Origin of the sequence: Phenylobacterium terrae, assembly GCF_042681205.1 — a bacterium.
Classification (GTDB): domain Bacteria; phylum Pseudomonadota; class Alphaproteobacteria; order Caulobacterales; family Caulobacteraceae; genus Phenylobacterium; species Phenylobacterium terrae.
Window position 1 is genome coordinate 2,307,920 of sequence record NZ_JBHUEY010000001.1, and the last position, 12,618, is coordinate 2,320,537.

General features: G+C 70.6%; 14 protein-coding genes and 1 riboswitch. Of the genes, 9 read left to right on the forward strand and 5 right to left on the reverse strand.

Annotated elements, in window-relative coordinates; all coding sequences use genetic code 11:
• Positions 1 to 197: 197 nt before the first annotated feature.
• The 9 genes from yaaA (at position 198) to ACFSC0_RS11600 (ending at position 7,214) form a co-directional block, all read left to right on the forward strand.
• Positions 198 to 992, forward strand: a complete 795-nt coding sequence (yaaA, locus tag ACFSC0_RS11560) for a peroxide stress protein YaaA (protein ID WP_377282779.1) — start codon at positions 198 to 200, stop codon at positions 990 to 992.
• Entirely contained in the window at positions 989 to 1,786 is a 798-nt protein-coding gene (locus ACFSC0_RS11565) for a 3-hydroxybutyrate dehydrogenase (RefSeq protein ID WP_377282778.1), read from the forward strand. The genes yaaA and ACFSC0_RS11565 overlap by 4 nt, the downstream gene beginning before the upstream one ends.
• Positions 1,787 to 1,941: 155 nt before the next feature.
• Entirely contained in the window at positions 1,942 to 3,438 is a 1,497-nt protein-coding gene (locus ACFSC0_RS11570; protein ID WP_377282777.1) for a carboxylesterase/lipase family protein, read from the forward strand.
• A gap of 204 nt (positions 3,439 to 3,642) precedes the next feature.
• The gene (locus tag ACFSC0_RS11575; RefSeq protein ID WP_377282776.1) at positions 3,643 to 4,425 is read left to right on the forward strand and encodes an SDR family NAD(P)-dependent oxidoreductase; all 783 of its coding nucleotides are present in this window, start codon (positions 3,643 to 3,645) and stop codon (positions 4,423 to 4,425) included.
• Positions 4,426 to 4,587: 162 nt separating this feature from the next.
• A complete protein-coding gene (locus ACFSC0_RS11580; RefSeq protein WP_377282775.1) occupies positions 4,588 to 4,938 on the forward strand; it encodes an AtpZ/AtpI family protein in 351 nt (116 codons plus the stop codon).
• Positions 4,939 to 4,954: 16 nt separating this feature from the next.
• The gene (locus ACFSC0_RS11585) at positions 4,955 to 5,740 is read left to right on the forward strand and encodes a F0F1 ATP synthase subunit A (protein WP_377282774.1); all 786 of its coding nucleotides are present in this window, start codon (positions 4,955 to 4,957) and stop codon (positions 5,738 to 5,740) included.
• 49 nt (positions 5,741 to 5,789) lie between these two features.
• Positions 5,790 to 6,014, forward strand: coding sequence for a F0F1 ATP synthase subunit C (locus tag ACFSC0_RS11590; RefSeq protein WP_293382167.1), 225 nt, complete (start codon positions 5,790 to 5,792; stop codon positions 6,012 to 6,014).
• 61 nt (positions 6,015 to 6,075) lie between these two features.
• On the forward strand, positions 6,076 to 6,711 hold the full coding sequence (locus ACFSC0_RS11595; protein ID WP_377282773.1) for a F0F1 ATP synthase subunit B family protein: 636 nt from the start codon (positions 6,076 to 6,078) through the stop codon (positions 6,709 to 6,711).
• Complete coding sequence (locus tag ACFSC0_RS11600) at positions 6,711 to 7,214, forward strand: F0F1 ATP synthase subunit B (protein WP_377282772.1); 504 nt, start codon at positions 6,711 to 6,713, stop codon at positions 7,212 to 7,214. The genes ACFSC0_RS11595 and ACFSC0_RS11600 overlap by 1 nt, the downstream gene beginning before the upstream one ends.
• A 9-nt stretch (positions 7,215 to 7,223) precedes the next feature.
• Here ACFSC0_RS11600 and ACFSC0_RS11605 read toward each other — a convergent pair whose 3' ends face one another.
• The 5 genes from ACFSC0_RS11605 to gcvT form a co-directional block, all read right to left on the reverse strand.
• Positions 7,224 to 7,673: a PGPGW domain-containing protein gene (locus ACFSC0_RS11605; protein ID WP_377282771.1), complete on the reverse strand. Its 450-nt coding sequence runs from the start codon at positions 7,671 to 7,673 to the stop codon at positions 7,224 to 7,226.
• A 92-nt stretch (positions 7,674 to 7,765) separates the two neighbouring features.
• Positions 7,766 to 9,343, reverse strand: a complete 1,578-nt coding sequence (gcvPB, locus tag ACFSC0_RS11610) for an aminomethyl-transferring glycine dehydrogenase subunit GcvPB (RefSeq protein WP_377282770.1) — start codon at positions 9,341 to 9,343, stop codon at positions 7,766 to 7,768.
• Positions 9,340 to 10,686 carry an aminomethyl-transferring glycine dehydrogenase subunit GcvPA gene (gcvPA, locus tag ACFSC0_RS11615; RefSeq protein WP_377282769.1) on the reverse strand — a complete coding sequence of 449 codons (1,347 nt, stop codon included), beginning with the start codon at positions 10,684 to 10,686 and terminating at the stop codon, positions 9,340 to 9,342. The genes gcvPB and gcvPA overlap by 4 nt, the downstream gene beginning before the upstream one ends.
• A 2-nt stretch (positions 10,687 to 10,688) precedes the next feature.
• Positions 10,689 to 11,054 carry a glycine cleavage system protein GcvH gene (gene gcvH / locus ACFSC0_RS11620; RefSeq protein WP_377282767.1) on the reverse strand — a complete coding sequence of 122 codons (366 nt, stop codon included), beginning with the start codon at positions 11,052 to 11,054 and terminating at the stop codon, positions 10,689 to 10,691.
• Between the two features lie 18 nt (positions 11,055 to 11,072).
• Positions 11,073 to 12,230, reverse strand: coding sequence for a glycine cleavage system aminomethyltransferase GcvT (gene gcvT / locus ACFSC0_RS11625; RefSeq protein ID WP_377282766.1), 1,158 nt, complete (start codon positions 12,228 to 12,230; stop codon positions 11,073 to 11,075).
• Positions 12,231 to 12,388: 158 nt separating this feature from the next.
• Positions 12,389 to 12,477, reverse strand: a riboswitch (glycine riboswitch).
• Positions 12,478 to 12,618 lie beyond the last annotated feature (141 nt).

Here is a 12,618-nt window from a genome sequence, read left to right on the forward strand (position 1 = left end):
TGACCTCTCCCCGCAAGGCGGGGCGAGGGTTGGGTGAAGGGGGCCCGGAGCGCAGCGGAGGGCCTCCGACGTCGGGGCTGCACCGCGGCCGCGGCCTCCCTCTCCCTACCCTCTCCCTCCGCGGGCGGAGGGAGAGGTCAGATTGTCTGTCACCCAGCCTCTTCCCTTCCCCTGAGTCTCGGGCCAAGAGAGCCGCCATGCTGATGGTGCTCTCGCCCGCCAAGTCGCTGAACTTCGAGCGGCCGAAGGCGCAGCTGCCGGTGAGCACGCCGGAGCTGATGGACGACGTGGCCGAGCTCGCCAAGGTCACCGCCAAGCTGAAGGCCGCGGACCTGAAGCGGCTGATGAGCCTCTCCGACGACCTCGCCAAGCTGAACCGCGAGCGCTTCCAGGCCTTCGACCCGGCCTCGGAAGAGGGGCTGCAGGCGGCGCTGGCGTTCAACGGCGACGTCTACCTGGGCCTGAAGGCGCGCGAGCTGGACAAGCGGGCGCTCTCCTGGGCGCAGGACCACGTGCGCATCCTCTCCGGCCTCTACGGCGTGTTGCGGCCCCTCGACGCCATCCAGCCCTACCGGCTGGAGATGGGGACCCGGCTGAAGACCAGGCGCGGCCCGACGCTCTACAAGTTCTGGGGCGAGAAGATCGCCAAGGCGCTCAACGAGGCCTCCCGTGGGCACAAGGACCGCACCCTCGTGAACCTCGCCAGCCAGGAGTATTTCGGCGCCGTCGACTTGGCCGCCCTGGAGACGCCGGTGGTCAGCTTCCGTTTCCTCGAGGAGAAGGACGGCGAGGGGCGGGTGATCAGCTTCTACGCAAAGCGGGCGCGGGGGATGGTGGCGCGCTTCGCCATCGATCACCGGATCGACAAGGCCGAGAAGCTGAAGGGCTTCGACGTGGCCGGCTACCGTTTCCGCGAGGATCTTTCGACCGAGGCGGAGTGGACGTTTTCGCGGCCGCAGCCGCCGCCGGCGGGGGCCGTGAAGGAGAGTTGAGCATGGACTACGGCCTTGCGGGCCAGGCGGCGATCGTCACCGGCTCCACCAGCGGCATCGGCGAGGCGATGGCCACGGCCCTCGCCGAGCAGGGCGTCAACGTCGTCATCAACGGCTTCGGCGACGCGGCCAGGATCGAGCACGACCGGCGCGCGCTCGAGGAGCGGACGGGCGTCAGGATCGTCTACCACGGCGCCGACATGACCAAGCCCGACGAGATCGCCGACCTGGTCGACAGCGCCTGGCGCGAATTCGACCGGCTGGACATCCTGGTCAACAACGCTGGCATCCAGCACGTCTCGCCTGTGGAGGAGTTCCCGCCGGAGAAGTGGGAGGCGATCATCGCCATCAACCTCTCCTCGGCCTTCTACGCCACCCGCGCGGCGGTTCCGATCATGAAGGCCCAGGGGCGCGGGCGGATCGTGAACCTGGCCTCGGCCCACGGCCTCGTCGCCTCGCCCTTCAAGTCGGCCTATGTGGCGGCCAAGCACGGGATCGTCGGCTTCACCAAGTCGATCGCCCTCGAGCTCGCCCGCAGCGGGGTGACCTGCAACGCCATCTGCCCGGGCTATGTGAAGACGCCGCTCGTGGAGGCCCAGATCGGCGACCAGGCGAAAGCCCGCGGCATTCCCGAGGAGCGTGTGGTGGAGGACGTGATCCTCGCCGCCCAGCCGAACAAGAGCTTCGTCGAGTACCCCCATCTGGCCGGCATGCTGCTCTACCTGGTCAGCGACCTGGGCGCCTCCACCACCGGCGCCTCCCTCGCCATCGACGGCGGCTGGACCGCCGCCTAGGCGTCATCCCGGGCGAGCGCAGCGAGACCCGGGACCCAGACTCACCGCGTGGCCTCCTGGGTCCCGGCTCTCCGCTTCGCTGCGGCCGGGATGACGGCGGTTTGTGGGCCGTGTAGCCTCGCCGCCAACGAAAAGAGGATGGTGGAGGAAGCGGCATGGATGCGCGCACGCTGGAGGCTGTGGCGACGACGGGCGGCCGGGTCGAGGGCGTCCTGAAGGACGGGCATCTGGCCTTCTACGGCATCCCCTACGCGGCCTGTCCAACCGGCGAGCAGCGGTTTCGGCCGCCGCAGCCGGCCGCCCCCTGGGGCGGGGTGCGACGGGCGCACGAGATCGGCTTCGCCGCGCCGCAGACGCCGCACGTCATCCAGGGCTTCGCCGCCTCCGGGCCGCAGGACGAGGACTGCCTGAACCTCAACGTCTTCACCCCGGCGCCTGACGGGGCGCGCCGGCCCGTGCTGTTCTGGATCCACGGCGGCGGCTTCACCCACGGCGCGGGCTACGAGCCGCTCTACGACGGCGGGCCGTTCGCGACCCGGCACGACGTGGTGGTGGTGACCATCAACTACCGCCTGGGGGCCCTGGGCTTCCTCTCGATCCCGGAGGCGGGCTTCGGGCCGAACCAGGGCCTGCTGGACCAGGTCGCGGCGCTGAAATGGGTGCAGGCCAACATCGAGGCGTTCGGCGGCGATCCGGCCAACGTGACCATCTTCGGCGAGTCCGCCGGCTCGGCCTCCGTGGCGGCGCTGCTGGCCATGCCGCCGGCCAAGGGGCTGTTCCACCGCGCCATCCTGCAGAGCGGCGTGGGCCGCGCCGCCCCGCCGGAGGTGGCCGCGAAGAGCGCCGACGCCCTGCTGGCGGCGCTGGGCCTGACCCGCGAGCGCGCCGCGGAGCTGCGGGACGTGCCGGCGGCGCAGATCGTCCAGGCGCAGGCGGCTGTCCAGAAGCAGGGCCTGGCCTTCGGGCCAGTGCGCGATGCGGCCACCCTGCCCGACGAGCCGATGAGGATCGTCCGCGCCGGCGGCGCGTCCGAGACGGCGGTGCTGATCGGCTCCAACCGCGACGAGGTGAAGCTGTTCAACGCCGCCGCCCCGCGCCAGCCGCTCGACGAGGCCGGGCTGGTCGCGGCCGTCCGCGCGGCGCTGCCCAAGGCCGACGAGGCGCAGGCGAAGGCGCTGATCGAGACCTACCGCACGTCACGCCGGGCCAAGGGCCTGCCGGCCGAGAGCCTGGACATCCTGGATGCGGTGCAGAGCGACGTGCGCTTCCGCGTCCCCTCGATCCGGCTGGCGAGCGCCCAGAAGGCGGTGCAACCGAACACCTACCTCTACCTCTTCACCCACGCCTCGCCGGCCCGGAAGGGGGCGCTCGGCGCCTGCCACGCCCTGGAGATGCCGTTCGTCTTCGGGACCCTCTCGGCGCCGACGCAGGACCGGTTCTGCGGCACGGGCCCGGACGTGGAGCGGCTGTCGGCGGAGATGAACGCGGCCTGGGCGGCCTTCGCGCGGACCGGGAACCCCAGCACCGCCGGCCTGCAGTGGCCGGCCTTCGACCCCGAACGGCGGACCACCATGGTGTTCGACACCGCCTCGTCGCACGTCGAGGACGACCCCTTCGGCGACGAACGCGCGGCCATCGAGCCGCTGCTCTAGACCTCTCCCCGCAAGGCGGGGAGAGGGTTGGGTGAGGGGGCCCGAAGCGCAGCGGAGGGCCTCCGGCGCCGGCGCCGCGCGGCGGGTGGAGCCTCCCTCACCCTACCCTCTCCCTCCGCGAGCGGAGGGAGAGGTCTGAAAGCTTGACGCTCCTTACGGAACTGGGCCTTTCAGGAGCGCTCAAAGCAGAGGGAGAGCGCCGCCATGGCCTACAAGCCGTTCGATCTGACCGGGAAGGTCGCGCTGGTCACCGGGGGCAACGGCGGGATCGGGCTCGGCATGGCCGAGGCGATGGCCCAGGCGGGCGCCGACGTCGTCATCTGGGGCACCAATGCCGAGAAGAACGCCGCGGCGGAGGCGAAGCTCAAGGCGCACGGCGTGCGGGTGCTGAGCCAGCGGATCGACGTGTCGCAGGAACAGCAGGTGGTCGAGGGCATGGCGCAGGCGGCCCAACAGATGGGCCGGCTGGACACCGTGGTCGCCAACGCCGGGATCGGCGGCGGGGCCCGCTCCTTCGCCGAGATGAGCACCGAGACCTGGCGGCGCGTGATGGGCGTCAACCTGGACGGGGTGTTCTTCACCTTCCGCGAGGCGACCAAGCACATGGTGGCCCGGGCCCAGGGCGGCGATCCGGGCGGCTCGCTGGTGGTCACGTCCTCCCTGTCGGCGGTGCACGGGGCGGCCCGCAACGAGGCCTATTCCTCGGCCAAGACGGCGGTGCTGGGCATGGTGCGCGGACTGGCCGTGGAGTACGCCCGCTACGGGATCCGCGCCAACGCCGTGCTGCCCGGCTGGATCGCCACCGACATGACCGCCGGCGCGCAGGGCAACGACAAGTTCAACGAGCAGGTGATCAAGCGCGTGCCGGTCCGCCGCTGGGGCGAGCCGGAGGACTTCGGCGGCATCGCCGTCTACCTCGCCTCGGACGCCTCGCGCTTCCATACCGGCGACTCCATTTTGATCGACGGCGGCTACGCTATCTTCTAAGAAGCGCGACCAAATCTCCCGCCACATTTTTCCCGTGAAAAAACAACGGGCTATGTTGCGGCGCCGGAATCTTGACGCACTGCACCAGCGTCTATAGGTTCCGCGCGACTTTCAGCCCGGGCCATGGCGGCGACTTTGCTGCTGCGGCTGGACTCGAGGACCATGCCGGAGCCTGACGAAACGCGGGACGAGACCATCAAGCGTCTCGAAGCGCAGGCCGAGGCTCTTCGGGCGCGGACCGCCACGACGCCGCAGGATTACGGCGTCAAAGCGGCCGGATACGGATATCGGCTGCTCGGCGTGTTGCTGGGCGGCCTGTTTGTCGGCATCGCGATTGGCGCGGGCGCCGACGCCCTTCTGCGCACCGCGCCGTGGGGGATGATCTGCGGGGTCCTCGTCGGCTTCGTAGTGTCGGTTTGGATGGCGGTCCGCTCTGCGCAGCGGATGTCTGAAGAAGCGACGAGGGAGTGGGGTCCCCCCAAGGACCTGCCCCCGGATGACGAGGAAGATTGAAGGAGTTCGAGGCGGCATGGCCGACCCGATGCACCAGTTCGAGGTCCAGAAGATCGTGGACCTCCCGGATTTCTCGCTCCCCGGCGTGGGGGTGATCGACATGTCGATCACCAACTCCACGGTGGCCATGCTGCTGGCCGCCGGCCTGATCGTCGTCTTCTTCGCGATCGCCACGGCCAAGGCCGCGGTCGTCCCGGGACGGCTGCAGCTGATCGGCGAAGGGGTGTTCGGCTACATCGACAACCTGACGACCAGCATCATCGGTCACGAAGGGCGCCGGTACTTTCCCTTCATCTTCACCCTGTTCCTGTTCATCCTGGCGATGAACCTGCTGGGCATGTTCCTGGTGTTCACCGCCACCTCGCAACTGGCGGTCACCGCGACGCTCGCGGCGATGACCATCTTGCTGGTGCTGATCGTCGGCGTGATGCGCAACGGCGTGAACATGTACAAGCTGTTCGTGCCGGCCGGCGTGCCCTGGTACATGCTGGTCCTGGTCACCCCGATCGAGCTCATCTCTTTCCTGCTGCGCCCGGTCACCCTGGCCCTGCGTCTGTTCGGCAACATGCTGGGCGGCCACGTGGCCCTGAAGGTGTTCGCCGGCTTCGTGGTCAGCCTGGGCGCCCTGGCGGCCGGCGGCGGCCTGGGCCTGCTCGGCATCCCCGGCGCGCTGCTGTCGCTGGGCGGCGTGGTGGCGCTCACCGCGCTCGAGTTCCTGGTCGCCTTCCTTCAGGCGTTCGTCTTTGCAGTCTTGGCCTGCGTCTACCTGAACGACGTGGTCAACCTCGGCCATCACCACTGACGGCCGGCAACCCCTCACTCTCACAACTTCCAAACGGGACACACACATCATGGAAGCGGAAGCGGCTAAGTTCATCGGCGCGGGTCTCGCCACCCTGGGCATGATCGGCGCGGGCATCGGCGTCGGCACCCTTTTCTCGGGCTTCCTGCAAGGCGCCACGCGTAACCCGTCGGCGGCCGGCGGCCAGTTCACCAACCTGATCCTCGGCGCGGCTCTGACCGAAGCCCTCGGCATTCTGGCCTTCGTGCTGGGCCTGCTGATCCTGTTCAGCTAACCGCTGACGCCAACAGGGCGGAGCCTGCTCCGCCCGTCGTTTTCTAAGGACGACCAGGCCAATGGCCGCCGAAACGACCACCACGCCGAGCACGGGCGACCACGACACGAATCCGGCTGCCGAGGCGGCCGAGGCCGTGCACGGTCACGAAGTCCCTGCCGGTACGAGCGAAGTCGCCGCCCACGGCGGCGAAGGCGGCGGACTGCCGCAGTTCCGCACCGAGTACTGGGGCGGCCAGATCGTCTGGCTGCTGCTGATCTTCCTGCTGCTCTACATCCTGTTGGGCCGGGTCTTCGTGCCGCGCCTGCGCAAGGTGCTGGACACCCGGGCCGAGACGATCAGCGCCGCTGTCGCCGAGGCCAAGAGCGTTCAGGCCGAGGCCGAGAAGCTCGCCGAAGCCGCCAAGGCCGAGGTGGCGCAGGCCCGGGCCGACGCCCGACGCGTGGGCGCCGAAGCCAAGGCCAAGGCCGCGGCGGAGATCGCCGAACGGCAGGCCGAACTCGAGCGCGAGCTCGACGCGAAGCTCGCCGAGGCCGAAGGCCGGATCCGGACCATGCGCGACCAGGCGATGACCAACGTCGGCGCGATCGCCTCGGAGACCGCCCAGGCCATGGTCCAGAAGCTGACCGGCCAACCGGCCGCGCCGGCCGAAGTCGAAGCCGCCCTGGCGGCGCGTATCCCCGCGGGAGCCGTCTGATGCCTGCCTTCCTTAGCCCGGCCGAAGCGGAGTTCTGGGTCGGGATCGGCCTCTTGATCTTCCTGGCCATCGTGATCTTCGTCGCCAAGGCGCCGAAGGCGGTGGCGGGGATGCTCGACGCCAAGTCGGCCGCCATCCAGGCCGACCTGGACGAGGCCAAGCGCCTGCGCGAGGAGGCCCAGCGCCTGCTCGAGGAGCTGCGCACCGAGCGCGCCGAAGCCGAGCGGCAGGCGGCCGACATCCTCGCCGCGGCTCAGGCGGAAGCGAAGCGCAACCAGGAAGAGGCCCGGGTGAAGCTCGAGGAGAGCGTGGCCCGCCGGCGCGAACTGGCCGAGCGCAAGATCGCCACCGCCGAGGCCCAGGCCATTGTCGAGGTCAAGGCGACGGCCGCCGAGCTGGCGGCCCGGGCGGCCGAGGGCGTGCTCGCCGGCCGGCTGGCCGGCCTGAAGAGCGACCCGAGCATCGACCGCGCGATCGGCGAACTCGCCGTCAAGCTGAAGTAGAACGGACGATCAGGCTGAAGCGGACCTGCGCCGCTTCAGCTTCCACCGCCGCCGGAGCCGCATCGCGACCCGGAAACGGGCGGGAAGAACCAGCCGCTCGATCCGCAGCGTCTGTTGCCAGGCCACCAGGATCATCTCCGGCTCGCGGCGCAGCAGGCGCCGGATCGGGTAGACCATCTTCGGGTGGGCCCGCTGGAACTTCACGAAATGCCGGCGCGCCTTGAACGAGTTGCGCAGGATCAGCATCAGCCCGACGACGATGACGGGGATGCCGCCCGGGCCGGGCAAGGGCGCGATCAGGATGCCGGCGGCGACCACCGTCAGGCCCAGCATCACCAGGGCGGCGCGCGTAATCCGGCCGAGGATCTCTTGCGCGAGATCATCGGAGGCGTAGCGGCGCGCGCGCGGCATGATGCTGACGTAAGACACGGGGGTTCGACCTGGGTTCGGGACGGCCATTCGGGGGAGGTCCGGCCGACCCGCCAGTGAGATATGCGAACGCGCCGGAGAGTCGTAAAGGCGCCGCCCCGGAAATTTCTCCCGAGGCTACGCTATTCGGCAGCGAGCGGCGTCGGCGCCACACCCGTGGGTTCTGGGCGCCACGCCAGCTTCGGCTTGCGCGCCGCCAGGGTCTCGTCGAGCCGGCGCAGGGGCGCCAGATAGGGCGCGCCCTTGAAGCGGTCCACCTCGCCCGCCTTGGCGGCCGTCGCCAGCGCCCGCAGCGCCTCGCAGAACCGGTCGAGCTCGGCCTTGGACTCGGTCTCGGTCGGTTCCACCAGCATCGCCCCATGCACCACCAGCGGGAAGTACATGGTCATCGGGTGGAAGCCCTCGTCGATCATCGCCTTGGCGAAGTCGAGGGTGGTGACGCCGGTGCCCTCCAGCCAGCTGTCGTCGAACAGGGCCTCGTGCATGCACGGCCCCTCCGGGAACGCCGGGGTGATCAGGTCCTGCAGGCGCGCCTTGACGTAGTTGGCGTTCAGCACCGCGTCCTCGGCGACCTGGCGCAAGCCGTCGGCGCCGTGGCTCAGCATGTAGGCGTAGGCGCGGACGAACATCCCCATCTGGCCGTGGAAGGCGCTCATCCGGCCGAAGGCCTGGGCCGCTTCGCCCGCGGGCTCCTCGACCAGCTTGAAGCCGCCTTCACCCGACACGACCCAGGGGGCCGGCGCGAAGGGCGCCAGGGCCTCCGACAGCACCACGGGCCCAGCGCCCGGCCCGCCGCCGCCGTGCGGCGTGGAGAAGGTCTTGTGCAGGTTGATGTGCATGGCGTCGACGCCGAGGTCGCCCGGCCGCACCTTGCCGACGATGGCGTTGAAGTTGGCGCCGTCGCAGTAGAAGTAGGCCCCGGCCTCGTGAGCCAGGCGGGCGATCTCGATGATGTCCCGCTCGAACAGGCCGCAGGTGTTGGGGTTGGTGACCATGATGGCCGCCACGTCCGGCCCAAGCTTGGCGGCCATGTCGGCGAGGTCGACGCGCCCGTCGTCGGTCTGGGCGATCTCGGTGACCGAGTAGCCAACGAAGGCGGCGGTGGCCGGATTGGTGCCGTGGGCCGAGGTTGGCACCAGCACGCGCCGGCGGGCCGAATCGCCCTTGGCGTCGTGGGCGGCGTGGATGGCCAGCAGGCCGCAAAGCTCGCCGTGCGCGCCGGCCTTGGGCGGCAGGGCCACGGCCGGCATGCCGGTCAGGGTCTTCAGCCAGTGGGCGAGGCCGTCCATCAGCGCCAGGGCGCCCTGCACGGTGGACTGCGGCTGCAGCGGGTGGATGTCCGAGAAGCCGGCCAGGCGGGCCATCCGCTCGTTGAGCCGCGGGTTGTGCTTCATGGTGCACGAGCCGAGCGGATAGAGCGCCAGGTCGATGGCGTGGTTCTTCTGCGACAGGCGCACGTAGTGGCGCACCGCCTCGGGCTCGGAGAGGCCGGGCAGGGGGACGTCGTCGCGGGTCAGGCCGGCGAGGTCGGAGGCGTCGGCCTCCGGCTCCGGCAGGTCGACGCCGGTCTTGTCCCAGCCGCCGAGTTCGAAGATCAGGGCCTCGTCCTGCAGCAGGCCGCGGCCGCCGGTGAGGGAGGCTTGGCCCTGGGCGTCCGCGGCCTCGGGGCGGGTCGGGCGTCCGACGCTCAGCATGCTCATGCGCCGATCCTCTTGGAGAGCGCGCCGGTCAGGGCGGCGATGTCTTCTGGTGTGGTGAGTTCGGTGGCGGCCAGCAGCAGGACGTCGTCTTGGCCCGCGTGCGGGTCGAGCCGGGCGTAGGGCACGCCGGCGACGATCCCGTCGTCCAGCAGGGCCTCGACCAGGGCGGTCGCAGCGCCCGGGACCTTCACGGCCAGCTCGTTGAAGAAGCGCGGGGTCAGCAGCTCGACGCCCGGGACGGCGGCGAGCGCCTTGGCCAGCTCCCTGGCCCGGGCGTGGTTCACCTGCGCCAGCTGGCGCAGGCCTTTGCCGCCCAGCAGCGACAGGTGGATGGTGAAGGCCAGCGCGCAGAGACCGGAGTTGGTGCAGATGTTGGAGGTCGCCTTCTCCCGCCGGATGTGCTGCTCGCGCGTGGAGAGGGTGAGCACGAAGCCGCGGCGGCCCTCGGCGTCCACCGTCTCGCCGGCCAGGCGGCCGGGCATCTGGCGCACCAGCTTCTCGCGGGCGGCGAACAGGCCGACGTAGGGGCCTCCGAAGTTCAGCGCGTTGCCGATCGACTGGCCCTCGGCCACGGCGATGTCGGCGCCCATGGCCCCAGGCGATTTCAGCAGGCCGAAGGAGACGGCCTCGGTCGTCACCACGATCAGCAGCGCGCCGGCGGCGTGGGCGGCCTCGGCGATCTTCGTCACGTCGGTGACCGTGCCGAACACGTTGGGCGTCTGGACGACGACGCAGGCGGTGTCGGCGTCGATGGCCTCCAGCACCGCGGCTTCGCCGTCGATGGCGGCGGCCAAGCGCTGGATCTCCATCCCCTCGGCGTGGGCGATGGTCTGGGTGGTGGCGGCGTAGTGGGGGTGCAGGCCGCCGGACAGCACCGCCTTCTCGCGGCGGGTGACCCGCTGGGCCATCATCACCGCCTCGGCGCAGGCGGTGGAGCCGTCGTACATCGAGGCGTTGGCCACATCGAGGCCGGTGAGGGCCGCGACCTGGGTCTGGAACTCGTACAGGGCCTGCAGCGTGCCCTGGGCGATCTCCGGCTGGTAGGGCGTGTAGCTGGTCAGGAACTCCGAGCGCTGGATGATGTGGTCCACCGTCGCCGGCACGTGGTGGCGGTAGGCTCCCGCGCCGCAGAAAAAGGGCCCGGCGCCGGCGGCGCGGTTCATGGCGGCCAGGCGGCCGAGCTGGCGCTCCACCTCCACCTCGCCGGCGTGCAGCGGCAGGTCGAACAGCTCCTTGCGGCGCGCCGCTTCCGGCACGTCGCGGAACAGTTCGTCGATCTGGCCGGCGCCGATGGCGGCCAGCATCTCGGCCCGGTCGGCCGGCGTGAGGGGGAGGTAGCGCATGGTCAGAGGGTCTTCAGGAACTCGTCGTAGGCGGCCTTGTCCATCAGGCCCTCGTATTCGGCGGGATCAGCCACCTTCAGCCTGGCGAACCAGCCCTCGCCCTCGGCCGACTCGTTGACCGTCTCGGGCTTGTCGCCGAGCGCGGCGTTGGCCTCGACCACTTCGCCGGAGATCGGGGCGTAGACGTCGGAAGCGGCCTTCACGCTCTCGACGACGGCGAAGGAGTCGCCCGCGGAGACGGTCTTGCCGACCTCCGGGGTCTCCACGAACACCACGTCGCCGAGCTGCTCGGCGGCGTAGGCGGTGATGCCGACGGTCGCCACATCGCCCTCGAGGACGACCCATTCATGGTCCTTGGTGAAGCGCATTCTCTTGTCTCTTCCTCTTCAGGCGAGCCGGACGTAGCGGTGCGGGACGAACGGCAGGGCCACGACTTCGCAGGCCTGCGGCTTTCCTCTGACGATGACCTTCAGGCGGGTTCCAGGTTCCGACAGCGACGGCGGGACGAACCCCATGGCGATGGAGCCGGAGAGGCTCGGCGAAAAGCCGCCGCTGGTCACCCTGCCGACCACATGGCCGTTCTCGTCCGCGATCTCGGCCCCCTCGCGCGCCGGGGCGCCTTCCAGCACCTTCAGGCCGACGCGGAGGCGCGACGGCCCCTGCGTCATTTCCTGTTCGATACGCGCCGCGCCGGGGATGTTCCCCGCCTTGCGGCGTCGCTTGGAGATGGCGAAGGCGAGGTTCGCCTCGATCGGCGAGACGGTCTCGTCCAGGTCGTGGCCGTAGAGCGGCAGGCCGGCCTCGAGCCGCAGGGAATCGCGGGCGCCCAGGCCGATGGGGCGGACGCGCTCGTCCGCCAGCAGCCGGTTCCAGAAGCCGGCGGCCGCCTCGCGCGGGACCAGCACCTCGTAGCCGTCTTCGCCCGTGTAGCCGGAGCGGGCGACGACGCACGGGTGGCCCTCCAGGTCGAAGGTCGCGAAGGTCATGAAGCTGAGGGTCGGCGCCAGGGGGAAGAAGGCCTTGGTCACGTCGGCGGCGCGCGGCCCCTGGATGGCGACCAGGGCGCGGTCGTCGGCGCGGGTCAGGCTGGCGCGGCCGGCGACCGCCTGCTCGATGCGGGCGAAGTCGGCGTCCTTGGTCCCGGCGTTGACGACGATGTAGAGGCCGCCCTGGGCCTCGTCGTCGGCCGGGCGGCCGATCATCAGGTCGTCGAGGACGCCGCCCTCGTCGTTCAGCAGCAGGGTGTAGCGCAGTTGCCCGCGCTTGAGGCCCCGGATGTCGCCGCAGACCAGCGGCTCGATCAGGGCGGCGATCGCCTTGTGGTCGGCTTCGGCGTCGCCGCTGGTCTCCTCCAGCGTCAGGACCGCCGGACCCATGTGGGAGACGTCGAAGGCGCCGGCGTGCTCGCGCGTCCACAGGTGCTCCTTGAGCACGCCCTCGGCGTACTGCACCGGCATGGAGTAGCCGCCGAACGGGACCATGCGCGCGCCACGGGCCAGGTGCGCCTCGGTGAGCGGCGTGGTCTTGAGACTGGCTTCGGTCACGACACGGACTCCGGCTGACGACTTCGCGCACGCCCGGGGAAAACGCCCCCGGCCGACCTGCGCCCCCGCTGTCCTTGGGCCTGAGAGATTTGGGGGTTTCCCCCTCTGCTCCTTCGGCGAGCCCGCCCCGAAAGGCGCGGCTACTTTCCAGCGTTCATCAGCCCTTCGCGGTCCTTTTGCCTGAGCGTTTCCGGGGCGGTTGCGCCTTCGGCGCCGGGGCTGGCCCGGCCTCTCCCGCGAGAGTCGCGCGAACCTGTTCGATCGCGCTTCCCAAGTCAACGCGCATCGCTGCGCGGCCCGCGAGCCGGCGGCGCCCGATCTGCGACAATCCGCCTCACCCTATGCTTAAGGGCCTGCTACCGGAGCGCGAGCGATCCTTGGCCCGACT

Coding starts and splice junctions, on each gene's coding strand:
- yaaA (WP_377282779.1), top strand. CDS start 198: ATGCTGATGGTGCTCTCGCCCGCCAAGTCGCTGAACTTCGAGCGGCCG.
- ACFSC0_RS11570 (WP_377282777.1), top strand. CDS start 1,942: ATGGATGCGCGCACGCTGGAGGCTGTGGCGACGACGGGCGGCCGGGTC.
- ACFSC0_RS11575 (WP_377282776.1), top strand. CDS start 3,643: ATGGCCTACAAGCCGTTCGATCTGACCGGGAAGGTCGCGCTGGTCACC.
- ACFSC0_RS11580 (WP_377282775.1), top strand. CDS start 4,588: ATGCCGGAGCCTGACGAAACGCGGGACGAGACCATCAAGCGTCTCGAA.
- ACFSC0_RS11585 (WP_377282774.1), top strand. CDS start 4,955: ATGGCCGACCCGATGCACCAGTTCGAGGTCCAGAAGATCGTGGACCTC.
- ACFSC0_RS11590 (WP_293382167.1), top strand. CDS start 5,790: ATGGAAGCGGAAGCGGCTAAGTTCATCGGCGCGGGTCTCGCCACCCTG.
- ACFSC0_RS11595 (WP_377282773.1), top strand. CDS start 6,076: ATGGCCGCCGAAACGACCACCACGCCGAGCACGGGCGACCACGACACG.
- ACFSC0_RS11600 (WP_377282772.1), top strand. CDS start 6,711: ATGCCTGCCTTCCTTAGCCCGGCCGAAGCGGAGTTCTGGGTCGGGATC.
- ACFSC0_RS11605 (WP_377282771.1), bottom strand. CDS start 7,673: ATGGCCGTCCCGAACCCAGGTCGAACCCCCGTGTCTTACGTCAGCATC.
- gcvPB (WP_377282770.1), bottom strand. CDS start 9,343: ATGAGCATGCTGAGCGTCGGACGCCCGACCCGCCCCGAGGCCGCGGAC.
- gcvPA (WP_377282769.1), bottom strand. CDS start 10,686: ATGCGCTACCTCCCCCTCACGCCGGCCGACCGGGCCGAGATGCTGGCC.
- gcvH (WP_377282767.1), bottom strand. CDS start 11,054: ATGCGCTTCACCAAGGACCATGAATGGGTCGTCCTCGAGGGCGATGTG.